This window comes from Pseudogulbenkiania ferrooxidans 2002 (assembly GCF_000174355.1).
GTDB lineage: Bacteria > Pseudomonadota > Gammaproteobacteria > Burkholderiales > Chromobacteriaceae > Pseudogulbenkiania > Pseudogulbenkiania ferrooxidans.
In genome coordinates this window covers 208,143-230,396 of sequence record NZ_ACIS01000001.1, presented here as the reverse complement: position 1 = coordinate 230,396, position 22,254 = coordinate 208,143, and the positions used below count along the sequence as shown (strand labels likewise).

19 protein-coding genes are annotated in these 22,254 nt (G+C 64.0%); 3 read left to right on the top strand and 16 right to left on the bottom strand.

Going from position 1 to position 22,254, the window contains the following annotated elements; all coding sequences use genetic code 11:
* Positions 1 to 5: 5 nt before the first annotated feature.
* The 15 genes from FURADRAFT_RS01140 to cysG form a co-directional block, all read right to left on the bottom strand.
* On the bottom strand, positions 6 to 1,058 hold the full coding sequence (locus FURADRAFT_RS01140; protein ID WP_236261506.1) for a glycosyltransferase family 9 protein: 1,053 nt from the start codon (positions 1,056 to 1,058) through the stop codon (positions 6 to 8).
* A gap of 16 nt (positions 1,059 to 1,074) precedes the next feature.
* On the bottom strand, positions 1,075 to 2,259 hold the full coding sequence (locus FURADRAFT_RS19935) for an O-antigen ligase family protein (RefSeq protein WP_160165299.1): 1,185 nt from the start codon (positions 2,257 to 2,259) through the stop codon (positions 1,075 to 1,077).
* A 17-nt stretch (positions 2,260 to 2,276) separates the two neighbouring features.
* The gene (locus FURADRAFT_RS19930; protein WP_008952250.1) at positions 2,277 to 3,332 is read right to left on the bottom strand and encodes a glycosyltransferase family 4 protein; all 1,056 of its coding nucleotides are present in this window, start codon (positions 3,330 to 3,332) and stop codon (positions 2,277 to 2,279) included.
* A complete protein-coding gene (locus FURADRAFT_RS01130) occupies positions 3,329 to 4,504 on the bottom strand; it encodes a glycosyltransferase family 4 protein (protein ID WP_008952249.1) in 1,176 nt (391 codons plus the stop codon). Before FURADRAFT_RS01130 ends, FURADRAFT_RS19930 begins: the two co-directional genes overlap by 4 nt.
* The gene (locus FURADRAFT_RS01125; protein WP_008952248.1) at positions 4,504 to 5,616 is read right to left on the bottom strand and encodes a glycosyltransferase family 4 protein; all 1,113 of its coding nucleotides are present in this window, start codon (positions 5,614 to 5,616) and stop codon (positions 4,504 to 4,506) included. Before FURADRAFT_RS01125 ends, FURADRAFT_RS01130 begins: the two co-directional genes overlap by 1 nt.
* Positions 5,613 to 6,626, bottom strand: coding sequence for a glycosyltransferase family 9 protein (locus FURADRAFT_RS01120; protein ID WP_008952247.1), 1,014 nt, complete (start codon positions 6,624 to 6,626; stop codon positions 5,613 to 5,615). Before FURADRAFT_RS01120 ends, FURADRAFT_RS01125 begins: the two co-directional genes overlap by 4 nt.
* Positions 6,623 to 7,441, bottom strand: a complete 819-nt coding sequence (locus FURADRAFT_RS01115; protein WP_008952246.1) for a polysaccharide deacetylase family protein — start codon at positions 7,439 to 7,441, stop codon at positions 6,623 to 6,625. Before FURADRAFT_RS01115 ends, FURADRAFT_RS01120 begins: the two co-directional genes overlap by 4 nt.
* Positions 7,438 to 8,535, bottom strand: coding sequence for a glycosyltransferase family 4 protein (locus tag FURADRAFT_RS01110; RefSeq protein WP_008952245.1), 1,098 nt, complete (start codon positions 8,533 to 8,535; stop codon positions 7,438 to 7,440). The genes FURADRAFT_RS01115 and FURADRAFT_RS01110 overlap by 4 nt, the downstream gene beginning before the upstream one ends.
* Complete coding sequence (gene msbA / locus FURADRAFT_RS01105) at positions 8,528 to 10,288, bottom strand: lipid A export permease/ATP-binding protein MsbA (protein WP_008952244.1); 1,761 nt, start codon at positions 10,286 to 10,288, stop codon at positions 8,528 to 8,530. Before msbA ends, FURADRAFT_RS01110 begins: the two co-directional genes overlap by 8 nt.
* A gap of 32 nt (positions 10,289 to 10,320) precedes the next feature.
* Positions 10,321 to 11,466, bottom strand: coding sequence for a glycosyltransferase family 4 protein (locus tag FURADRAFT_RS01100; protein WP_008952243.1), 1,146 nt, complete (start codon positions 11,464 to 11,466; stop codon positions 10,321 to 10,323).
* Entirely contained in the window at positions 11,463 to 12,548 is a 1,086-nt protein-coding gene (gene rfaQ, locus FURADRAFT_RS01095; protein ID WP_008952242.1) for a putative lipopolysaccharide heptosyltransferase III, read from the bottom strand. Before rfaQ ends, FURADRAFT_RS01100 begins: the two co-directional genes overlap by 4 nt.
* A gap of 137 nt (positions 12,549 to 12,685) precedes the next feature.
* Positions 12,686 to 14,425: a phosphoenolpyruvate--protein phosphotransferase gene (gene ptsP, locus FURADRAFT_RS01090; protein WP_008952241.1), complete on the bottom strand. Its 1,740-nt coding sequence runs from the start codon at positions 14,423 to 14,425 to the stop codon at positions 12,686 to 12,688.
* Between the two features lie 30 nt (positions 14,426 to 14,455).
* Positions 14,456 to 14,725 carry an HPr family phosphocarrier protein gene (locus tag FURADRAFT_RS01085; RefSeq protein WP_008952240.1) on the bottom strand — a complete coding sequence of 90 codons (270 nt, stop codon included), beginning with the start codon at positions 14,723 to 14,725 and terminating at the stop codon, positions 14,456 to 14,458.
* Positions 14,718 to 15,119, bottom strand: a complete 402-nt coding sequence (locus tag FURADRAFT_RS01080) for a PTS sugar transporter subunit IIA (RefSeq protein ID WP_008952239.1) — start codon at positions 15,117 to 15,119, stop codon at positions 14,718 to 14,720. The genes FURADRAFT_RS01085 and FURADRAFT_RS01080 overlap by 8 nt, the downstream gene beginning before the upstream one ends.
* A 54-nt stretch (positions 15,120 to 15,173) precedes the next feature.
* Positions 15,174 to 16,583 (bottom strand): siroheme synthase CysG, encoded by a 1,410-nt coding sequence (gene cysG, locus FURADRAFT_RS01075; protein ID WP_008952238.1) that lies wholly within the window; start codon positions 16,581 to 16,583, stop codon positions 15,174 to 15,176.
* A 221-nt stretch (positions 16,584 to 16,804) separates the two neighbouring features.
* Here cysG and FURADRAFT_RS01070 point away from each other — a divergent pair, with 221 nt between their 5' ends.
* Together FURADRAFT_RS01070 and FURADRAFT_RS01065 are read left to right on the top strand one after the other, a co-directional pair.
* Complete coding sequence (locus FURADRAFT_RS01070) at positions 16,805 to 19,018, top strand: sensor domain-containing diguanylate cyclase (RefSeq protein ID WP_008952237.1); 2,214 nt, start codon at positions 16,805 to 16,807, stop codon at positions 19,016 to 19,018.
* A 30-nt stretch (positions 19,019 to 19,048) separates the two neighbouring features.
* Positions 19,049 to 19,855 carry a DUF3025 domain-containing protein gene (locus tag FURADRAFT_RS01065; protein WP_008952236.1) on the top strand — a complete coding sequence of 269 codons (807 nt, stop codon included), beginning with the start codon at positions 19,049 to 19,051 and terminating at the stop codon, positions 19,853 to 19,855.
* On the opposite strand, the gene FURADRAFT_RS01060 is transcribed toward FURADRAFT_RS01065, so the two are convergent.
* Positions 19,810 to 21,021, bottom strand: a complete 1,212-nt coding sequence (locus FURADRAFT_RS01060; protein ID WP_008952235.1) for a YihY family inner membrane protein — start codon at positions 21,019 to 21,021, stop codon at positions 19,810 to 19,812. The two genes, FURADRAFT_RS01065 and FURADRAFT_RS01060, sit on opposite strands and share 46 nt — an antisense overlap.
* 344 nt (positions 21,022 to 21,365) lie before the next feature.
* Between FURADRAFT_RS01060 and wrbA the strand changes: the two genes are divergently transcribed.
* Positions 21,366 to 21,968: an NAD(P)H:quinone oxidoreductase gene (gene wrbA / locus FURADRAFT_RS01055; RefSeq protein ID WP_008952234.1), complete on the top strand. Its 603-nt coding sequence runs from the start codon at positions 21,366 to 21,368 to the stop codon at positions 21,966 to 21,968.
* Positions 21,969 to 22,254 lie beyond the last annotated feature (286 nt).

The following is a 22,254-nucleotide window of genomic DNA, read 5'->3' as shown; positions in this document are numbered from 1 at the left end:
CTTGCTTATCGATGTGACTGGCTCGATAGAGCGTGCAGAGCGGAAGATGAGCGCAGCAACCGAAGAAAGGCGTCGACCGCCTGCTCAACCGTGATATCCGTAACGTTCTGCGAGGCTGGCTGCAACAACTGATACGGCTCGTTCCAGGGGCGCCAGTGGGTCGCATCGCTGCCTCCGAAGAAACATACGATCGGTTTCCCCAAGGCATTGGCCACATGCATGGCCCCGCCGTCGCTGCAGACCACGCTGTCGCACAGGTCGAGCCCGGCCATAAGATCGTCAAGAGTAGAGCTCGCAAAAGGCTGCACGGGCAAGTCGGTCACGCGCGCGAGCAGCGAAGCGGCCTTCTCGTCGTCACCAGGGTGACTGGGATTATCCGCGGTGCCTGGCGCCCAGAACAGCAGGAATTCAGCATCCAGTTCCGTATGCAATCGACGGATCAAGCCCTCGAAGCACTCCAGCGACCAGCGCTGGGAAGGCTTGCGCGCTGAAATGTGGATGCCTACCCTAAGCTGGGCCCGGCCCATCGCCGACATTGTGGCCAAGCGATCTCCGGCTCGCCGTGCGGCCCTCTCGGGCACCACGATCCTGACAGCACCCGGCCGTTTGCCGATGGACAAGGCCGAGGCCAGATGCGCCGTCGCTTCGACATGATGGCAGGCTGATGGCAATGGGCTGACGGGAAGGTCTACCTCCGGAGCGCCTTGCCCCGGGAGGTAGCCCACCACGCTCTTCGCTCCGATCAGGCGGGCGAACTTGGCCGCCTGGGCCGAGTAGGTCGAGCCAGCCAGAATCGCAAAATCGTACCTTTGCTGGCGTAATGACAAGATCAGTTTGAACGTCTGCCACCAGATCGCCAGTTTGGATTCGCCCACATCCCGGTGCTTGGCCTTGCGGTAGATATGCACCGCATCGACCGGCTGCCCCTCCATCACTACAGGGGCATTGTAATCATTGACCAAGAGATCGATCCGTGCATCAGGATAACCGTCGCGAAGCAACTGCAGCAGCGGCGTGGTACAGATCAGGTCGCCGATATTGTCGCGACGGATGACCAAGACACGAAGCCGGCTACTAACGGGCATGTTCAAATTGGGGCTTGCTATCACTCTTTGCAACATGCTCATTCAGACAAGGCCCTAAACACAGGCCAAGCATACCGAGATAAAACATCATTATTCTTCTCAATTCATAATCATCGGTTAGATTTCTAAGAAAGAAGAAGAACAGAACAAACAATCCACTCCAAGCAAAGCGATTTTTCAGCGCACTGGAAAAACCCTTTAAAAGCTGTCCATAAGTGGCGACCAATAGAGAGACCCCCACCAGCCCTAGCTGAACAAACTGATTTAAGATCATATTATGGGCATGAGTCAAATACTCCTTGGGCCATACACCTCCTTGTGAAAAGTGCGCCAGAGCATTATCACGACCGAACCCAATGCCAAGCCAAGGACTACCCAAGCCTCGATTTAGCCACTGCCCCCATAAATATAATCTTTCGTTGGCCATCAAGTATGCAAGCAAACCACTGGGTTTGACGTGAGGATCAAAAGCATCAGCGGGCCTGACAGACTGCAAATACTTGAGAACCAAAATTGAGCCCAAGGCAACAAAAACAAGGCCTGCAATAGCTCGGTAATTTCTCTTCCCACCCGAGCAGATAAAATCAGCAAATGCCATCACCGGCAGCAACAACCAGACAACTCTCTGCCCAGTCAAGAAAAAGCAAAAGGCCAAACAAGAATAAAATACTATTCGGGACCAACTTTTAACAAACGGAAGGAAGGCTGAAAACACAACCACCACATAAGTGGTGTAATAACCATTATCATAAAATATTCTAAATATACCACCATAGCCAAACCAAACAAACCCAATAATCGACAACAAGACGAACAAAGCAACAACACCAAAGAGCACTCTTTTTGCGCTCTCTTCATCCAGCCTCAGCGTAAAAAAACAATAAACCAACAACCCAAGAAATGGAATCAATAGCTCATTTCTCCAAGAGGCTAGAACAATATCTGGATTGTCCGCCCAAAGACAAGAAACCAAGGCCAAACACAAGGACACAAAAGCCAGCCAATAACGACTGACAATGCAATACACCAAGCGATAGAAATCGCGTTGAAAAACAGAAAAAATCAGCAGCAAGAAGATAGGAGCCGAATATAAATCAGTCGCAACATTGAAAGCGGGCATCAACACCAGGGCCGACAATATGAGGCAATACAAAGCAGGGGTTTTACGCCACAACAGAAGCATCCGTAACCTCACATCAGAGAGCTATAAAAATGGACAAGGCTAGTATTCACTGCCTCAACAGAAAAAGTGGCAATCTTGGCCTCAGCATTTTTCATGAGATATTGATAGTGCGTCTTGTTAGTTCCGGTCAGCATATCAATGGCTTCCGTGATTTTTCCATACATACTTTTGGTATCGCCAAACTCATGGATCAACGCCACACTTGGATCGACTAATTCAGCAAGCCCTCCGCCTCTGGTACTAATGAGTAGCTTACCAGAGGCTAGTGCCTCCAGCGCCACCAGACCGAAGCCTTCGTGTTCAGATGGCATCAACACTACGTCTGCCGTGGCGAGTATCTCTTGAAACCGATCTACTTTCAGAAGCCCTAGATACTCCACCCACGGATAAGCAGGCAAATCGATCGGCAACTCCGGACCACATATCAAAAATTTGGCGCGTCCCTGAAAGCAATCATTGCCGACAACCTCCATAATCTCCATAAAGCCCTTGTGACGATGCCCTCCCCCCGCGTATAAAAAGACAACTTCGTCATTCTCATGCTGTCGACTCCCCTTGACTATTGAACAAGGGATCGGGTTATAAACAACATCAACAACGGCAGGGTCTGCCCCAGCGGAAATCAAACTATCACGCACCGCATGACTAACTGCAAGCAACCTATCTGCGCATGATGCAAATGTAAATTTCTTAAATCTCCGGTGATAATGGATTACAACAACAGGACGGTAACTCAGTTTGGAAATCAGCGCATCCACTTGCTCCGGCCTGTTGTGAAAATGCACAATATCCGGCTTTTCCACCTCAATGATTCGTATCAAATCATGGAAGGTAAAAGCGCCAAGCCGCAAAATTTTGTTTAGAATTTTATTCTGCCAATAAGATTCCTGGAAATGAATGTAGCGCTTCCCATGCCGTACCGTGTCATTTTCCCTTACACCTAAACTGGCAATTACCAGTTCGACATTAGGAAACTGCATCCTAGCAAAGCCATCAATAACTTTTTCAACGCTACCAGTAAGCTCGCAAGCATCCCCCCAGAATTGGATCTGCAGAATCTTCATCGAAACTCTGTGACTTTCTTTTTAATAATTTCTGCCCTAGATATCCACGCATACCTTGAAGAAAGCCTCGCTGCATTTTCCCCCAACTCCTGCTGGGACTGTTTACGCATAGCCAGCTTATCAAGCACGGCTGCTAGGCTCTCTTTATTCTCTGCCTCAAAAAATACGGCACTTACTTGGTCCGTAACGATCTCTTTGATGCTTGGCAAATCAGCGATGACAATCGGCTTACCCATCGCCATGTACTCGAACAGCTTTAGCGGAGAGGTATAGCGGCTGGCGATGCTGCTGTTGGTCAGAGGCAGGGCGCAGATGTCAGCCTGGGCGATCACGTCGAAGCGTTCGGCCGGAGGCACCTTGCCCAGAAAATGGACTGGTTTCTCAACTCCCAAGGCGGCGGCCCGGGCACGCAGTTCGTCGATGCGGTGGGGTTCTCCCCCAGCAATCACCAATTCCAATTCGCTTTGCACCAACGGCAAGGCGTCGATCAGCGTGCCGACCCCTTTCCACGGGTGCAGGCTTCCCAGATACAGCACACGCACCGGACCCGGCTGGCGTGGCCGGTCGGCGTGACGCTGCATGGCAGCTTGGGCCAGAGCAGGATCGAAGCCATCAGGCAGGATGCAAAAACGATCGTGAGCGATAGCATAGTGCTGTTTGATGTCGTCGATCAGCAACGAGGTCAGCGCAAACACGCCGGCCGCGTTGTTATAGACAAACTGCTCGCGGGCTTTCAGCAACGCATGCTTGCGGCGCTTGTTACCAGATAGTCCGGGATGCTCCTCGAGGAAGGTCTGGGCGAAGATTTCGTGAGTCTCGAAATAGATCCGGACCCCGAGGTCCTGGCGCAACAGGTAGTCGGCCAGTTTGAGGTTGCGCACCAGCACTGCGTCGAAACTCCCCTGCTGCAAGGCCCGTTTGGCTTGCCAGAAAAACGGCTTGCGTGTGGAGAAGGGGAAAAACCATTTCTTGCGCGGATCGAACTGGTGGGCCAAGCGGACCTGGTTCGACAGAGGGCGTCCCAAAACAGCCTCGGGAGGCAGCGCCGATTGCGGCGTGATCAGCGTGACGTCGACGCCGGCCTGCCCCAGGCCATCCACCGTCTGAAGCATCTGCATAGTCGAGGGAGTCGTATCCGGCACCGGGTGCGGATCGAGGTAGGCGAGGCGCATCACTTGAGCCCCGCCACGAGCCGTTCGGCGGACTGACGCCAAGTGAACAGGGCTTCGATACGACGGCGTGCCGACTGCCCCATGCGCTGGCGCAAGGCGGGATCGCGTGCCAGAGAGGCCAGGGTAGCGGCCAGTTGCTCGGGGTCGGCCGCCGGGGCCAAGAGGCCGCTCTGTCCTTCGTTGCCGATGACTTCCGGGATGCCGCCGATATGGCTGCCGACCACCGGCAAGCCGCAGGCCATCGCTTCAGCGATGGTGATTCCAAAGGCTTCATCGGCGATGCTCGGGAAAACGCCAATGTCGCTCATGGCATACCAAGCAGGCAGTTCGGTATGCGGCACGGGCTCCTGGAATATCACCCGCTCGCTCAGCCCCAGTTCTTCGGCCAACTGGATCAATGCCTTCTTGTCTCCGCCGTTGCCGATGATCAGCAGCTTGACAGGCAGTTGGGCCAGTGCCGGCTGGGCCAGCGCGCGGATGGCGATGCCCATGCCTTTCCAGCCGACCACACGCCCGGCGAAGGTCACCAGCACGTCATCCAGCCCGACGCCGAGTTGGCTGCGCAGTGCATCGTTGCGCCGCGCCGGGTGGAAATGATCGATGTTGACGCCGTTGAACATCACCTTGGGAAAGCGCTTGAAGTGAGCGCCGATCTGCCAGGCGTTAAAGTGGCTACAGGCGAGCCAGGCATCAATCCGTTTGGCAAGCCACTTGTCGCCCTTGAAGAAACTGGTGCCACCGCTCATGAAGGCAAAACGCGTCCGGCAACCACGCGGCATCAATCGCGGCCAGAAGAAATCGAACGGTTTGGTCAGCACCACCCAATCGAAATTTCCCTTGATCACCGCCTGTTTGGCGTGCTTGGCAAAGCTCCAGCGCTCCCACAGCCGGCGGAAGCGGTTACCTAGATCGAGCGCCTTCTCGCGTGGCGTGAACGGGAAGGTCTGGATGGTGACGGCACGCCCGCCCAGGTCGGGGCGAATCGGGCCATCCCCGCCGAATACGGTCACCTCATGGCCAAGATCGGTCAGCTCGCGTGCCAACTGCCACACGGCAACCTGGATACCGCCGTAGGAGACAGTGGTGGTGACGTCGATGAAAGCTATTTTCATGAATCTAGTTGTTTGCAAACGGCATCCAGCACGGGTTGCAGCGCGATCTCGGCCATACGGGCCTCGCGTCGTACCTCGCCTTCCGGACAGGGGTGTTCGATAACGGCCAGTCGTGGGTGTTCTTGCGGAGCGAGCAAGGCTCCACGATGGAAGCAGTGGTACATGGCGACCATCGGTACGTCGAGCGCCCCAGCCAGGTGGGTGGGGCCGGTATCGACGCCGACATACAACGTGAGGCGCGACAGCAGCGCGGCATTCTGGCGCATCGTCAGCGTGCCGGCGACGCAGGTGGCGCGCGGTCCCAACTTGTCGGCCAGCGCCTGGGCCGCGGCACGCCCTTCCGGGCCGCCCAGCAGCAGCAGCTGGACATCGGGGTAGCGCTCGAACAGGAGCTTAGCCAATGTTTCGAAGCGCTCCACCGGCCAGTCGCGATAGGCCTTGGCGGGAAAGCTCTGCAACTGGAAACCGATGAGCCGCCGCCCCGCAAACCCTTGCTGCCGCATCCACTGCTCCGCCCAGGCCGCTTCGCGGCTGCTGACTTGGTAGCTCAGGTGGCGGCTGGCAGGCACGATGCCGAAGGGCTGCAATAGCAGCGCTCGCTCGTCGACAGCGTGCATCGGTTCCTGCGGGCGTGTTACGGCGTGGTCGATGCAGCGCGTCAATGCCGCCTCTTCCGCCGCGAATGCCACCACCTGGCGCGACACACGTCGGGCATAGCGGTACAACGCGGCATCGCCGCCGTAGACGATGGCGGCATCGTAGCGCGGCCGGAACGGGCAGCGTCCGCGCCAGAACGCGCGCTGCTTGGTTATCGGCGCCAGTCGATCGATAAAAGGCAAGTGTTCCAATACTTCCATGCGCCCCGGATGGGCCAGCACGGTGAGTTCGGCATCAGGCCAACGCTGTTTCAGCGCGGCCAGGGTCGGGGTCACCAGCAGCGTATCGCCGAAGCGGGCGACGATGATGACGAGCAGGCGCGGACGTTCCGGCAGGTACAAGGCCGCGCTCATCCGCTCACCTTGGCGTACAGATGACCGAGCCAGGGACGCGCGAACCAGCGAACCCGGCTGCCGAGCCACTCGCCCGGCTTGTCCTTGGTAACAAGGCGGTGAATATGACCGGCCGGCGTCGCCGGCGTGTTGACGTCCTTGATCGTGGTGTACAGATGGCGAAACCCGGCCGCCCGCGCCACGTCCAGATAATCGTCGTCGAAATAGCCCTGCGGCCAGCACAGGTGATCGCTGACACCGCCCAGCCGTTCGACGAGCGTGCGGCGCGAGGCGGCGAGGTCTTCGGCCAACCTGTCGCGCTTCTCTGACGCACTGGCGCACAGCTTGTCCCAGCGGGCGTGGCTGTGGGTGTGGCTGTGGAAATCGAAGGTACCGGCGGCGCGCGCCGCCTCGATCTCGCTCCAGCGCATCATCACGGTGTCGGCCCTGCCCTCGTCCACCGCGCGCTTGCAGGCCTTGTGGTCGGGGGTGTCGGGCAGCGTCTGGCCGCTGGCGGCATGCGGGCGCACCGCGCCGTCGCCGATCCAGCCAGTGATGGTGAACAGCGTGGCACGTTGGCCGAAGCGTTCCAGCACGGGATGGGCGTATACCCAGTTGTCGAGGTAGCCATCGTCGAAGGTGACCAGCACGCTCTTGTCCGGCACCGGGCGGCCGGCGAGAAAGCCGGCGAAGTCGTCGGTGCTCAGGGTGGTCCAGCCGTGCTCGGCCAGCCAGCGCATCTGCGCTTCGAAGGTGGCCGGCGACACCGTCACCAGGCCCTTGCTGGGGCTGACGTGGTGGTACATCAGCACCGGTACGGCGCGGGCCGGTTTCATCGCTTGCCCCTCGCGGCCAGCAAGCGGCGGTACAGCGCCAGCATGTCGCGGCACATGGTGTCGACGTGGAACACCGACGACACCAGCTCGCGGCTGCGCGCGGCCATGCGGGAGTGCAACGGGTCGTCGCCGAGCAGGCGGATCACCGCGGCGGCCAGGCTGGCCACGTCGTCCGGCTCGATCAGCAGGCCGTTGTCGTCGTGACGCACCACCTCCGGCACGCCGTCGACGCGGGTGCCGATCACCGGCAGGCCCATCGCCATCGCCTCGATGAAGGAGGTGCCGAGCGCCTCCTGCTCGGTCGGCAGCAGGAACAGGTCGCAGCCGGCCAGCACGTTGGCGATGTCGCGGCGCAGGCCCAGCAGGTGGAAGCGCTCGTTCAATCCGGCGGCGGCGATCTGCGCCTTCAGGTTGTCCAGCTGCGGCCCGTCGCCGGCGAATACGAAGTGCGCGTCGGGGCAGGCAGCGAGGATGGCCGGTGCGGCCTCGACGATGCGCTGGTGGCCCTTCTTCTTCCGCAGGATGGCGACGGTGCCGACCAGCTTCGCGCTGTCCGGCAGCCCCAGTTCGGCACGCAACGTGGACGCGCCGTCCAGCACCATCGCTTCCGGGTCGATGCCGGTATAGATGGTGCCGATGCGGTCCTGTGGCACCCCCTCGCCCTCAAGGTAGCGGCGCACATGCTCGCTGACGCTGACCACGTGGTGCGGCAGCGTGGTGTAGGTGAAACGCGAGGTGATCGGCAAGGCCAGATGGCGTGTGCGCACCACCAGCCGTCCGGCCATGCGGCCGGCCAGCCCGCCAAGGATGCTGTCGCGCCCGCTGTGGGTGTTGACCACATCCACCCGCTCACGGCGCATCAAGGCGGCCAGTTTGGCAACGGCGGCGAGATCGACACCGTTGCGCATGCGCACCTCGAATACCTCGAAACCGGCTTCACGCGCCCGCACGGCGAACTTGGCGCCGGGCTGGCAGGCCAGCAGCAGGCGCTGGCCGAGCTTGCGCAAGCCCACCATTTCCTTGAAGGTACGGTGCTCCTGCCCGCCCCAGCCGAGCGAGGACTCGGTGTGCAGGATGGTCAGCCGCTCAGCCATGCTGCGGCTCCTTGAACTGCATGCGGTGCAGGTTGGCGTAGAGGCCGTCGTGCGCGATCAGCTCGCCGTGGCTGCCAACCTCGGCCACCCGCCCCTGGTGCATCACCACGATGCGGTCGGCGCTCTCGATGGTGGAGAGGCGGTGCGCGATGACGATGGTGGTGCGGTTTTCCATCAGGCGCTCCAGCGCCGCCTGCACCAGCCGTTCGGACTGGGTATCGAGCGCCGAGGTGGCCTCGTCGAGGATCAGGATCGGCGCGTTCTTCAACAGCGCGCGGGCGATGGCCAGACGCTGGCGCTGGCCGCCGGACAGGCGCACGCCGTTCTCGCCGATCAGGGTGTCGAAGCCTTCCGGCATCGCCTCGATGAAGTCGAGCGCGTTGGCGGCGCGCGCCGCGGCGACGATTTCCTCGCGGCTGACCTGGCCGATGCGGCCGTAGGCGATATTGGCGGCCACGCTGTCGTTGAACAGCACCACATCCTGGCTCACCAGCGCGATGTGGCTGCGCAGGCTGGCCAGTTCGATGTCGGCGAGCGGCACGCCATCGAGGCTGATGCTGCCGGCGTCCACGTCGTAGAAGCGGGGGATCAGGCTCACCAGCGTGGTCTTGCCGCTACCGGAGCTGCCGACCAGCGCCACGGTTTCGCCCGGCTTCACGTCCAGGCTGAGATCGACGATGGCGTCGCGCTCGGCGTGCGGATAGCGGAAGTTGACGTGGCGGAACGACAGCGCGCCACGGGTTTCGGCCAACCTTTTCGTGCCGCGGTCGAGCTCCGGTGCCTCGTCGAGGAAGCCGAACACGCTCTCGGCGGCGGCCAGGCCGCGCTGCAGCGACTGGCTGATGCTGGTGATGCGCTTGACCGGCGCGAACAGCATCAGCATCGCGGTGAGGAAGGACATGAAATCGCCGGCGGTGAAGGCGCCATGCTGCGCGCGTACCGTGGCGAAGTACAGGATCAGCGCCAGCGCCATCGAGATCACCAGTTGGGTGACGCCGGTGTTGAGCGAGGACATCGAGCTCTGCTTCACCGCGTTGTGGCGGATCGACTCGGCGGCGTGCTGGAAGCGCTCGGCCTCGTAGGTCTGACCGCCGTAGATCTTGACCACCCGCTGGCAGTCGATGGTCTCACCCAGCACCTGGGTCAGCTGCGCCATATTGTGCTGGTTCTGCCGCGACAGGCCACGCAGGCGCTTGCCAACGATGCGCACGATCAACGTCACCAGCGGCAGCACCGCCAGGCAGATCAGCGTCAGTTGCCAGTCGGTGTAGAGCAGCAGCCCCAGCAGGCCGAGCACGGTGATGCCGTCCTTGACCACCACGGTGATGATGTTGAAGCCGGCCTCGGTAACCTGGTTCACGTCGAAAGCAATGCGCGACAGCAGCCGCCCGGACGGATGATCATCGAAGTAGCGCACCGGCAGCTGCATCAGCTTGCCGAACATCTCCTCGCGCAGGCGCTGCACCAAGTGGCCGGACAGATAGCTGGTGGAGTATTCGTTGATGTAGCTGGTCACACCGCGCAGGATGAACAAGCCGACGATGGCGAGCGGCGTCCAGATCATCGCCGCGCTGCTCTTCTGGACGAAACCGCCGTCGATCAGTGGCTTCATCAGCCGGGCGAACGCCGGCTCGGTAGCAGCCGCCACCACCATTGCGAGCAGGGAGGCAACGAATACGCGCCAGTAGGAGCGCAGGTAACGCAACAGCCGCTTGTACAGCACGAGGCTGCCGATCTCTTTGGAATCCGCCATGCGGGTAAAAGGTATCCAGTAAAAACAGCGGATTATACCGCGATGTGGGGGCCGGGGAGGAAACGTTGATAGACGTTAACCAATTGCGCGGCCATCGCCTCCAGCGTCAGCGGCTCGGCCGTGGCGCGGGCGGCGGCAGCCAGTTCTGGCCAGTCGGCCCGCCGTGCCAGCCAGGCGCGCAGTGATTCGACCAGGCCCAGCTGGTCCAGCGCGTCATGCACCCAACCGTTACGCCCCTCTTCGATCAGCTCAGCCGCGCCACAGGTGGTGGTGGTGAACAGCGGCAGGCCGCTGGCCAGCGCCTCGACGCAGACGTTGGGGAACGGATCGTACAGGGTCGGCAGGATGAAGGCATCGGCCAGGCCGTAATACGGCTTGACGTCGCCCTGGGCGCCGGTGAAGCGCACCCGTTCGGCGATGCCCAGTTCTTCGGCCAACCTTTGGTAGCGCGCAGCGTGCTTGTCCTTGCCCACCACCACCAGGTACACCCCGTCCAGCGCCGCCACGGCGCGCACGGCGCGCTCCACGCCCTTGCGTTCGAAACCGGAACCGACGTAGAGCAGCGTCGGCGCCTCGGCGGGAATGGCCAGCTCGGCACGCCGCCGGGCGCGGTGCTGCTCGCGCAGGCGCGGGTGGAAAGCCTCGGTGTCGACACCGTTGTAGATCACCGTCAGCTTGTCCTCGGGCAAGCCGAAATGCTGCTGAATCTCGCGCTTGATCAGGTGCGCGTTGCAGATCACCAGCTTCAGGCGCGGATCGAGAAACATGCGCCGCTCGGCGGCGCAGACGTAGTGGTGATAGGGATTCAGCTTGAGCGCACAGGCGGACCAGCCGGACAAGGCGCGGCGGCGGTGCTGCAGCCAGGCGGCGTGCACGCCGTCGCCGGCGCGGTAGATGTCGCAGCCGGGAATGCGCTCGTGCGACTGCACCAGGTCGAAGCCCTCGCGCTGCCACCGCTGGCGGGCGGCATGGGCGAAGCCCCAGTCGCGCCAGACGTTGCCGAGGTAGAACGGGTCGGCGGTCAGCGCCGCCACCCCATCCAGCTTCTCCCAGCGCCGTGCGATCAGGCTGACCTCCAGCGCGCCGTTGGCCTGCAAGGCCGCCAACGCGCGGCTGACGAAGCGCTCGGCACCGCCGGCCGGGTTGTACTTCTGGCGCACGATGGCGAGCCGGGTCATGCCCCCACCTCCGCCAGCACGTCGTCGATCGCCGCCAGCACGCGCTCGGAGCCGATCAGCGTCAGGCATTCGCTGACCTTGCCGCCGCCGCAGCCGTCGCGGCCACAGGGGCGGCACGACAGCGGTTCGGTGAGCACGCGGTGCGGCACCTTCCACGGCCCCCACTCGATGTCGCCGGACGGGCCGAACAAGGCCACGGTCGGGGTCTGCAAGGCCGCCGCCATGTGCATCGGCACTGAATCCATCCCGACGAACAGGCGCGCCTGATCGATCACCGCCGCCAGTTCCTTCAGCGTCAGCTGTCCGGCGAGGCTCGCCACCGGACGCGCCAGTTTCTGCTGGATCTGCTCCAGCATCGCCAGTTCCGCGGGGTCCGGCGCGGCAGTGAGCAACACCTGCTCGCCGCGTGCGGTCAGGGCATCGATCAGGGAGGCCATGTGCTGCACCGGCCAGGTCTTGAACAGCCAGCGCGAGGTCGGGTGGATCAGGATGTAGCGCTGCGGTTCGAGCCCCAGCGCCGTGAGCCTCGCCCCGGCCACCGCCTCGGCGTTGGCGCCGGGCACCAGCGTCAAGGCGCGCTCGTCGGGGCCCGGCTGGATGCCGATACGGCGCAGCGCGTCCAGGTGCAACTCGACGGTATGGCGCCGGTTGCCGGCCACCACCGGGTAACGGTGACTGAAACTCTTGGCGAACAGCTTGCCGTAGTTGCCGCTGCGCGCCACCGCCCAGCGTGGCTTGAGTAGCCGGGTGAGCCAGGCGCCGCGCTTGTGTTCGGTCAAATGCACCACCAGATCGTAGTGGCGCCCCCGGAGACGGGCGAGCAGCGCCAGCTCGGCCTTGAGTTGGCCGAACATGCCGAGCTTTTTCCACTGGCGGTCGATGGTGAATACCCGGCTGACGGCGGGGTGCTGCGTGATCATGTCGCGCGTGTCGTGGTACACCAGCGCGTCGAGTTCGGCGTGCGGGGCGTGTTGTTTCAGCACCGAGAACACCGGTGAGGTCAGCAGTACGTCGCCGTGATGGCGCAGTTTGATGACCAGCACCCGCTTCACGGCGGCAAGATCGATGGCGTCCTTGAGCATAAGAAAAACAGCCGGCTGTGGGGCCCTTAAAATACGCCAACGCCGCCATTCCGCGACCAGCGGAAGGCGGCGTCAGACCGGATGAGTCGGGTCGGAGCGTCGCGCCGGGAGCGCGCAGCGCTACCCGAACGGTACGACTAGACAGCCGGCTCAGCGTTCAATTGTTGTAGCAGGTCGGCAATCTTATCAGGGTCCTCGCTTCTCAGCATGCGTCCGACGAGCGGGGCGATCTGGTCGAGGTGGGTCTTGAGCACGATGTCCTTGACCGACAGCAGGTTGGCCGGGTGCATCGAGAACTTGCGCAAGCCCATGCCCAAGAGCAGCCGGGTCAGGCGTGGATCGCCCGCCATCTCGCCGCACACCGACACCGGCGTGCCGGCCTTGATCGCGGTGCGCAGCGTGTGCAGGATCAGCTTGATCACCGCCGGATGCACCGGGTCGTAGAGGTGGCTGACCGAGTCGTCGTTGCGGTCGATAGCCAGCGTGTACTGGATCAGGTCGTTGGTGCCGATGGAGATGAAATCGACGTGCTTGAGGAAGCTGCCCACCACCAGCGCCGCCGACGGAATTTCGATCATGACCCCGACCGGCAGCTCGGCGGAATAGGCGATGCCCTCGTCGCGCAGTTCCTCGCGCGCGTACTCCAGCTGTACCAGCGCCTGTTTCAGCTCGTGCAGCGAGTTGATCATCGGGAACAGGATCTGCAGCTTGCCGAACATCGAGGCACGCAGCAGCGCCCTGAGCTGGGCGCGGAACAACAGCGGCTCGGCCAGGCAGAGGCGGATGCCGGTCAACCCCAGCGCCGGGTTGTCGGCCACGCCGTGATTGAGCCAGCGCGGATTCTTGTCGGCGCCCAGGTCCATGGTGCGGATGGTGACCGGCAGGCCCTTCATGTTCTCCACCACCTTGCGGTAGGCCTCGAACTGTTCGTCCTCGGATGGCAGCGTGTCGCGGCCGAGGAACAGGAATTCGCTGCGGAACAGGCCGACGCCGACCGCGCCGGCGGAGAGCACCCCTTCGACGTCCTGCGGCAGTTCGATGTTGGCCAGCAGGTCGATCGGGGTGCCGTCCAGGGTCTTGGCGTTGGACTTGCGGATCGACGACAGCTTGCGCCGGGCATCGCGCCAGGCACGCTGACGGCGGCGGTACTCGGTCAGCACCACCTCGTCGGGGTTGATGATGATGACGCCGCTCTGCCCGTCGACGACCACCATTTCTTCCTCGCGGATCAGCTCGCGCGCATGGTGCAGTGCGATCACCGACGGCAGGTCCAGGCTGCGGCCGAGGATGGCGGTGTGCGAGGTGGTGCCGCCGACGTCGGTGACGAAGGCGGCGAAGCTGGAATCCTTGAAGTACACCATGTCGGCCGGCGACAGATCGTGCGCCACCAGGATCATGTCGTCGTCGAACGCCTCCGGGGCGGCCAGCGACGAGGCCTCGCCCTTGAGGTTCTTGAAGATGCGCTCGACCACCTGCAGCACGTCGTGCTTACGCTCGCGCAGGTACTCTTCTTCGATCGCCTCGAATTGCTCGACCAGCGCATCGCATTGCAGCTTTAGCGCCCATTCGGCGTTGCAGCGCTGGGTGGCGATGATGTCGCGCGGCTCGCGCGAGATCGCGACGTCGCCCAGCAGCATGATGTGCAGCGAGAGGAAGGCGCCCAGCTCGGCCGGGGCGTTTTCCGGGATGCTGCCCCACAGCATCTCGAGCTCCTTGCGGGTCGCCTTGATCGCTTCGTCGAAACGGGCGATTTCCGCCGGCACCTCGTCCGCCACCAGCACGTAGTGGGTCACGTCGTCCATGCTGCGGGAAATCAGATGGGCGCGCCCGATGGCCACCCCCCCACCGATGGCAACGCCGTGCATGATGATGCTCATGGTCCCCGTCCCTCCGTTACCCGGCAGTTATCACTCTGCCTCGTCAAAGCGGTTGTTGATCAACGTCATCAACGCGTCCAGCGCGGCCTGCTCGTCGTCGCCCGACACTTCCAGCACCACGGTCGAGCCCTTGGCCGCGGCCAGCATCATCACCCCCATGATGCTCTTGCCGTTGACGCGACGCCCGTTGCGCGAGATCCAGACCTCGCTCTTGAAACGGCTGGAGGTCTGGGTGAACTTGCTGGAGGCACGCGCGTGCAGCCCGAGCTTGTTGATGATTTCAACCTCTGATTTAAGCATTTGCCTCCCCGGCAATAATATTGATCACGCCTTCCAGTCCGCCGGTCACGGCTTTCTTGACCACCAGATCCAGCGGCTGGCTGCTGTAACACAATGCCCGCACCAGCATCGGCAGGCTGACGCCGGCAATGGCCTCCACCCGCCCGCTGTCGACCAGACGGCTGGCGATGTTGGACGGCGTGCCGCCGTACATGTCGGTCAGCACCAGCATTCCCTCGCCCTGGTCGAGCTGCTGGATCAGCGCCCGCGCCTGGGCCAGCTTGCGGTCGGGATCGTCGTTCTTGTCCACCGCCATGGTCGCCAGGTTTTCCGGGTTGCGGCCCAGAATGTGCCGGGCACAATCGGCCAGGCTGTCACCCAGCCCGCCGTGAGAAATAATCAGTACGCCAACCATGTCTATCCAGTTTCCTGCAACCGCCAGCCCGCGCGGAGAGTCCTTGTTTTGAAATCAGTTTCTGATTGTAACAGGCTCGCTTTCGATGCGGCGGTACCAACTGAGCGTTTCGGCCAACTTCACCACCTCGCCGATGATGATCAGCGCCGGCGACTGCACGCCATGCCGGGCGATCACCTCGGGCAGGCTGGCCAGGGTGCCGGTGACGGTGCGCTGACGCGCCGTGGTGGCCCACTCGACCACCGCCGCCGGCGTCTCGGCCGGCTTGCCGTGGGCGATAAAAGCGTCGCACAGCTCGCGCGCGGTGGAAACGCCCATGTACACCACCACGGTCTGCTCGGGACGGGTCAGCGCCGGCCAATCGAGGTCGATGCTGTCGTCCTTGCGATGGCCGGTGACGAACACCACCGATTGCGCGTAATCGCGATGCGTCAGCGGGATGCCGGCGTAGGCGGCCGCACCGCTGGCGGAGGTGATGCCCGGCACCACCTCGAACGGGATGCCGTGCGCCGCCAGGGTTTCGATCTCCTCGCCGCCGCGGCCGAAGGTGAACGGGTCGCCGCCCTTGAGGCGCACCACGCGCCGACCCTCCTGGGCCAGCCGCACCATCAGCTGGTTGATATCCTCCTGCGGCAAGGCGTGGTTGGCGCGCGCCTTGCCGACGTAGATGCGTTCGGCGTCGCGCCGCACCAATTCCAGCAGTTCCGGCGCCACCAGCTTGTCATACAGCACCACGTCGGCCTGCTGCATCAGGCGCAGCGCGCGGAAGGTCAGCAGGTCGGGGTTGCCCGGACCGGCCCCCACCAGGTAGACCGCGCCAGTCGGCTTGTCGTCGGCGCTGGCCAGCCGCTTTTCCATCTCGGCACAGGCGGCCTCGTCGTTGCCCAGCATCACCGCGTCGGCCACCGGGCCTTCCAGCACCGATTCCCAGAAGATGCGCCGCGCCTCGACGTCGCCGAAGCGCGCCTTGACCCGATCGCGGAAACGCGTGGCGAAGCCAGCCAGTCGGCCGTAGCCGGCGGGAATCAGGCTTTCCAGCCGGGCGCGCAGCAAACGGGCCAGCACCGGCACGCCGCCGCCGGTGGAGAGGGCGATCACCAGCGGCGAGCGGTCGACGATCGCCGGGGTGATGTAGCTGGAGATGTCGGGGTCGTCCACCACGTTGACCGGGATGCCCTGCACCCGGCCGGCTTCCGCCACCGCCAGGTTGACGCGGCGGTCGTCGGTGGCGGCCACCACCAGGCGCATGCCGGCCAGTTGTTCGCCGCTGAAGCGGCCGTCGACGTGGCGGATTTCCCCCACGCCGGCCATGGCGCGCAGTTCGGCCACCAGCTCCGGCGCCACCACGGTTACCGCCGCTTCCGCCGAGCGCAACAGGCGCACCTTGCGCAGGGCGACCTCGCCCCCTCCCACCACCAAGCAGGGCTCGCCGCGCAGTTTCATAAAGATCGGAAAATAATCCATTCAGGCGGCTCCCATCAATGCCCCAAGCATACTGCAAATGTTGTAAAAAAACGACGACCCGTGGAACTCATCCGGAGCAACACAGGACGTCCTATGATACTGGAAGAGACTGACCGCCACGCAGAGGCCCGCTTGACACCGATTTTCCCACGCTGCACGACCGTATTTCTGCCTTTTCCAGTGGCAGCCCGTCCCTTCGGGTTGATCAGAGGTCGCCGCTGATGCCGTCATCGGGCTGGCTGCTGGCGCTACTGGCCATGCTGGCGGGCATGGCACTGGGTAGTGCCGTCACGACGCTGCAGCGCCGCCACCGTGAACGCCAACGCCGGCTGCAGGCCTGCGCGGAGATGGCTGCGCCCTGCCTGCTGCTGCACGCGGACGGCCGCATCCTGCAGGCCAACACGGCGGCGCGGCGCTTGCTGGGCGCCCCGCTCGCCCACCTCGACGACCTGGCGCTGCCAAGCGAGGCCCGGAGCTGGCTGGCGGAGCAAGGTGGCGGGGGCGAAACCCGGCGCTGCGAGCTGAACCGCCCGGCGGCCGCCCCCCTGTCGTTGCGGCTGGAAAAGCGCCTTGCCGACCTCGATGGCCAGGACGCCGGCCTCAGCTGGCTGCTGCTGCACGACATCAGCCAAGAGGACGACGACGAGCGTGGCCAGCAGTTGTGGCGGGAGGCCTTGCAAGATTCGCGCCTGGCGCTGTTCGAGTACCGCCTGGCGCCACGCCGCGTCTACGGCCGGGTACTGGCGGCGGATAACGTGCTGGGGTTGCCGCCGGGCTGGGTCGATATCGGTTTCGACCACTGGCTGGAACGGGTGCACCCGGACGACCGCGACGCCCTGCGCACCATGTTGGAGCACCCGGAGCGGCTCGCCACCGGCTCGGCCTACCTCGAGTTCCGCTTCCGCCACGGTCACGGCCATTGGGAATGGCTGGAGCAGCGCACCCAGTTGCGCCACGAGGACGGCCGAATCAGCGCCATCGTCGGCCTGTGCCAATCGATCACCTCGCGCAAGCACGCCGAAAGCGAGTTGCTGCGGCGCGAGCAGGTGTTTCGCACCCTGGTGGAAAACGCCGACGACGTGATCGCCCGCTATGACCTGAACCTGTGCTGCCAGTTCATCAACCGCAGCATCACCCGTTACCTGCCGCTGCCGCGCCACGAGCATCTGGGCAAGACGCTGCGCCAGCAGGGCTGGCCACAGGGCGCGCTGGACACCCTGGAGCCGGCTTTCCGGGCGGTGCTGGCGCGGCACGAGGCACGCCATCTCGAGGTGGAGCTCGACGTCTTCGGCAAGGCGGCGACCTTCAGCATCCACCTGATTCCGGAGCTGGGGGCGCACGGCGAACTGGTGTCGATCCTAGCGATCGGGCGCGAGATCACCGAGTTGCGCCTAGGCTCGCGCCTGCTGGCCGACGAGAACGCGGTGATGGAGATGATCGCCAACAACCAGCCGCTGAACGACATCCTGACCCGGCTGTGCCGGCTGGTGGAGGCGCAGCGGCCGCAGGCGGTGTGCTCGATCATGCTGCTCAACGAGCAGAAGACCGAGCTCAACCTGGCGGCCGGGCCGTCGTTGCCGGCCAGCTTCAGCGGTTTCCTGCACGGCCTGGCCATCGGCCCCGAGACCGGTTCCTGCGGGAGCGCGGTGTTCTCCGGCGAGCGCGTGGTGGTGAGCGACATCGCCCACGATCCGCGCTGGGAAAACTATCGCTATCTGGCGCTGCCGCACGGGCTGCGCTCGTGCTGGTCGACACCGATCTACTCCAGCAGCCGCGAGATGCTGGGCGCCTTCGCCATCTACTATCCGACCCCGCGCAACCCCGGCAAGGCCGAGCTGCGCCTGACCGACCGCTGCACGCACCTGGCGTCGATCGCGCTGGAGCGCGACCGCCACGAGAAGCAGCTGTATTTCCTCGCCACGCGCGACGGCCTGACCGGGCTGCTCAACCGCCGCTCCTTCATGGAGGTGGGCGAGGCCGAGGTGCTGCGCAGCAAGCGCTACGGCCACGACCTGTCGATCATGATGATGGACCTCGACCACTTCAAGGGCATCAACGACCAGCATGGCCACGCCACCGGCGACCAGGTGCTGCAGCACTTCGCCACGCTGTGCGGCAACACCTTCCGCCATGCCGACATCGTCGGCCGGCTCGGCGGCGAGGAGTTCGGCGTGCTGCTGCCGTTCACCACGCTGGCCGAGGCCGGCATCCTGGCCGAGCGCCTGCGCGCCGAGGTCGACGGCAGCGTGGTGATGGCCTGCGGCGTCGCGGTGCATTACACGGTGAGCATCGGCATCTCCTCGGTGTTCCCCGACGACAAGGACATCGACGGCCCGCTCAGCCGCGCCGACACCCTGCTCTACCAGGCCAAGACGCTGGGGCGCAACCGCATCCGTTACGACGGCGACCCGCCGTCGCTGCCGCTGGCGGGGTAGAATGGCGCCTTTGCTTGATCGCGCCCCATCGTGACCCGCTGGCACTCGACTTACTTCCCTCATCCGCTGTACGCCCCGCTGCGCGCCTTCGCCCCGCTCGCCGACGGCGACGACTGGCCGAACCAGGCCGACTACGACCGCCTGCTGGAGCGCGCCCGCGCCGCCGGCTGCGCGGTACCGAACTACCTGCGCTTCGTCTGCGACCTGGAGCCGCAGGACTATTACGAACTGCACATCGCGCAGAGCGGCGAGGTGCCGACCCGCCACGGCAACTGGCACGACTGGTTCAACGCGCTGGCCTGGCTGGCGTGGCCGCGCAGCAAGGCGGCGCTGAACGCGCGCCACGCCCGCGCCATCGCCCGCGGCGAGGTGCGGCGCGGCCCGCTGCGCGACGCCGCCACGCTGCTGGACGAATGCGGTGTGGTCGTCGCCAGCGCCGACCCGGCGCTGACCACGGCGCTGGACGACATGCGCTGGCACGAGCTGTTCGTGGCAAGAAGGCACGACTGGGGGCGGCGCATTGGCGTCTTCACGCTCGGCCACGCGCTGTTCGAGACCGGCCTCGAACCGCACCTGGGCTGGTGCGGCAAGGCGCTGCTGCTGGCGGTGGATGACGCGTTCTTCGGCCAACCCTACGCCCGGCAACTGGCCCAGCTCGATCACCGCTTGGCCGAAGCGCTGGCCGACGACGGCTGGCTGGCGCGGCCGCGCGAACTGTGGCCGCTGCCGCTGCTGGGGATTCCCGGCTGGTGGCCGGACAACGAGGATCCGGCGTTCTACGCCAACACCGACTATTTCCGCCCGACGCGGCGCGCGAAGTCGGCCAGCGTCTCCTGATCGAGCCGCTCCAGCGCCGGCGCCAGCAGGGTGTCGAGCCCCTGGCCGATGTCGTCGTCGTAGCCGACGTCGGAACGGTAGACGAAGAGCTGGAACAGCTCCGCGAGCGGGATCGTCTCGAGCTTGCGCATCAGCACCCAGCCGTCGCGCTGGCCGCGCTGGGCGTAACCCAGCTGCGCCAGCTTGTCGAGCACCAGCCCGAGTTCGTCGTAGCCCACCTGCACCTCGCGCCGCAGCTCCATCGGCGTCAGCGCCACGCCCTGGCGCTGCGCGGTGTCGAGCAGCAGCAGCACCTCCAGCGCGTCGAGGAAGCGGCGCCGCGGCTCGAAGCGGCGGCGCCACGCCTGTCCCTCCCAGTACGACAGCGAGGCGGTGAACACCGCACCGGTCAGCACCACCAGCCACAGGCAGTACACCCACAGCAGCAGGATCGGGATGCTGGCGAAGGCGCCGTACACCAGCTTGTACGACGCCACCTCGCCGATGTAGAAGCCGAACACCGCCTTGGTCACCTCCAGCAACAGCGCGGTGGCGAGCGCCCCCCACAGCGCGTGACGGTAGGGCACGAAACGGTTCGGCACCACGCGGTACAGCAGCGATAGCACCACCGTGGTCAGGAAGATACTGCCCCCGCGCTGCAGCAGCTCGTCCAGCAGGCGCGAGTAGCGCTCGAAATGGGTCGCCTTGAGCAGCCAGTGCCAGCCGATCAGGCCGCCGCCGAAGGCGATCGGCCCCAGCGTCAGCACGCTCCAGTACACCATGCCCTGCTGCAGCCAGGGACGGCTGCGGCGCACGCTCCAGATGGCGTTGAAGGTGCGCTCGATGGTGGACATCAGCATCAGCGAGGTCAGCCCCAGCATGACGATGCCGGCGGCGGTCAGCTTCTCGGCGTTGTCGGCGAACTGGCGCATGTAGACGGTGATCACCTTGCCCGCGAACTCCGGCACCAGCGTCGACAGCAGCATCAGCTTGAAGCGTGCGCTGTAGTCGGCAAACACCGGGAACGCCGCCACCACCGTCAGCACGATGGTCAACAGCGGCACCAGCGCCAGCAAGGTGGTGAAGGTCAGGCTGCCGGCCACCTGCAGCACGCGGTGCGTGCCGACCCGGCGGGCGAGAAAACGGGCGAAGCCGCGGTAGGGTTCAATTCGATTGGCAAGACACATGAATGGATCAGAATTTCGGCAAAGGGACTAAAGAGTGCGTTGAACGACGGAAAATTCCGCAGGGCGCGGCGCGGCAAGCCGGCTGAATTGCACTCAGGGCCTATTTCAGCTGGCGAGCGAGCCAAAGCAGGTTGAGCGTCGCTGGAGCGCAGGAACCGGAATGTACATGAAGTCCATGAGGATTCCGAATCGCTGAGCGAATTACTGCGAGCAAATCTTTCAATTTGCTCGGCGATAAATTCGCACGCAGTCCGCCGACGCTCAAAATGCAAAGGCGTAGCCGCCTGATGGAATGGGCTCTAAGATTGGCACTATTCCTCCATGGTAACGATTCGGACAATGATATGCAGGACATTCTGGTGCTCTACTACAGCCAGCACGGCGCCACGCGCGAGTTGGCCCGGCTGATCGCACGCGGCATCGAGAGCGTGCCCGGCTGCCAGGCGCGGCTGCGCACCGTGCCCAAGGTGTCGACGGTGTGCGAGGCGACCGAGCCCGCCGTGCCGGAGGCCGGCGCGCCCTACGTCGAACGGCGCGACCTGGCGGAATGCATCGGCCTGGCGCTGGGCAGCCCGACCCGCTTCGGCAACATGGCCGCGGCGCTGAAATACTTCCTCGACGGCACCAGCGCGGAATGGATGGCGGGCACCCTGGCGGGCAAGCCGGCCTGCCTGTTCACCACCTCGGCCAGCCTGCACGGCGGCCAGGAATCGACGCTTCTATCGATGATGCTGCCGCTCATGCACCACGGCATGCTGATCCTCGGCCTGCCGTTCACCGAGCCGGCGCTGTCCACGACCCAGTCCGGCGGCACCCCGTACGGCGTCAGCCACGTCGCCGGGCTCAACAACGACCGCCGCATCAGCGACGACGAGAAAACGCTGGCCATCGCCCAGGGTAAAAGGTTGGCCGAAGCGGCGCTGAAACTGGTGGCCAAACACGACTGACAGGGCCAGAGCGGCGGCAAGGGCATGGCCTGCGCGCCGCCACGCCATATTGCGCCGCCCGGGCCGGATCACATCGGAGATGGGTTGCGCTGCGCTCCACCCATCCTACGTGCTCGCCCCACTCCCCGTTGGCCCGTGCCGCTTGGGCAGGGTAGAGCGAGGTTTTAAGCCGCCGCTTGTTTGAGCGATGTGACGTTAGCAAATGGTCCGCTGAGCAAATCTCCGCGTGCCAATCTCCGATTGGCCCAGCGATGGATTTGCACGCATGGCGTTCGGCGGCGCCTTG

What these genes read in the sequence shown, in the direction of transcription:
- FURADRAFT_RS19930 (WP_008952250.1), bottom strand. Translation starts at nt 3,332, where the DNA reads ATGAAGATTCTGCAGATCCAATTCTGGGGGGATGCTTGCGAGCTTACT.
- FURADRAFT_RS01130 (WP_008952249.1), bottom strand. Translation starts at nt 4,504, where the DNA reads ATGCGCCTCGCCTACCTCGATCCGCACCCGGTGCCGGATACGACTCCC.
- FURADRAFT_RS01125 (WP_008952248.1), bottom strand. Translation starts at nt 5,616, where the DNA reads ATGAAAATAGCTTTCATCGACGTCACCACCACTGTCTCCTACGGCGGT.
- FURADRAFT_RS01120 (WP_008952247.1), bottom strand. Translation starts at nt 6,626, where the DNA reads ATGAGCGCGGCCTTGTACCTGCCGGAACGTCCGCGCCTGCTCGTCATC.
- FURADRAFT_RS01115 (WP_008952246.1), bottom strand. Translation starts at nt 7,441, where the DNA reads ATGAAACCGGCCCGCGCCGTACCGGTGCTGATGTACCACCACGTCAGC.
- FURADRAFT_RS01110 (WP_008952245.1), bottom strand. Translation starts at nt 8,535, where the DNA reads ATGGCTGAGCGGCTGACCATCCTGCACACCGAGTCCTCGCTCGGCTGG.
- msbA (WP_008952244.1), bottom strand. Translation starts at nt 10,288, where the DNA reads ATGGCGGATTCCAAAGAGATCGGCAGCCTCGTGCTGTACAAGCGGCTG.
- FURADRAFT_RS01100 (WP_008952243.1), bottom strand. Translation starts at nt 11,466, where the DNA reads ATGACCCGGCTCGCCATCGTGCGCCAGAAGTACAACCCGGCCGGCGGT.
- rfaQ (WP_008952242.1), bottom strand. Translation starts at nt 12,548, where the DNA reads ATGCTCAAGGACGCCATCGATCTTGCCGCCGTGAAGCGGGTGCTGGTC.
- ptsP (WP_008952241.1), bottom strand. Translation starts at nt 14,425, where the DNA reads ATGAGCATCATCATGCACGGCGTTGCCATCGGTGGGGGGGTGGCCATC.
- FURADRAFT_RS01085 (WP_008952240.1), bottom strand. Translation starts at nt 14,725, where the DNA reads ATGCTTAAATCAGAGGTTGAAATCATCAACAAGCTCGGGCTGCACGCG.
- FURADRAFT_RS01080 (WP_008952239.1), bottom strand. Translation starts at nt 15,119, where the DNA reads ATGGTTGGCGTACTGATTATTTCTCACGGCGGGCTGGGTGACAGCCTG.
- cysG (WP_008952238.1), bottom strand. Translation starts at nt 16,583, where the DNA reads ATGGATTATTTTCCGATCTTTATGAAACTGCGCGGCGAGCCCTGCTTG.
- FURADRAFT_RS01070 (WP_008952237.1), top strand. Translation starts at nt 16,805, where the DNA reads ATGCCGTCATCGGGCTGGCTGCTGGCGCTACTGGCCATGCTGGCGGGC.
- FURADRAFT_RS01060 (WP_008952235.1), bottom strand. Translation starts at nt 21,021, where the DNA reads ATGTGTCTTGCCAATCGAATTGAACCCTACCGCGGCTTCGCCCGTTTT.
- wrbA (WP_008952234.1), top strand. Translation starts at nt 21,366, where the DNA reads ATGCAGGACATTCTGGTGCTCTACTACAGCCAGCACGGCGCCACGCGC.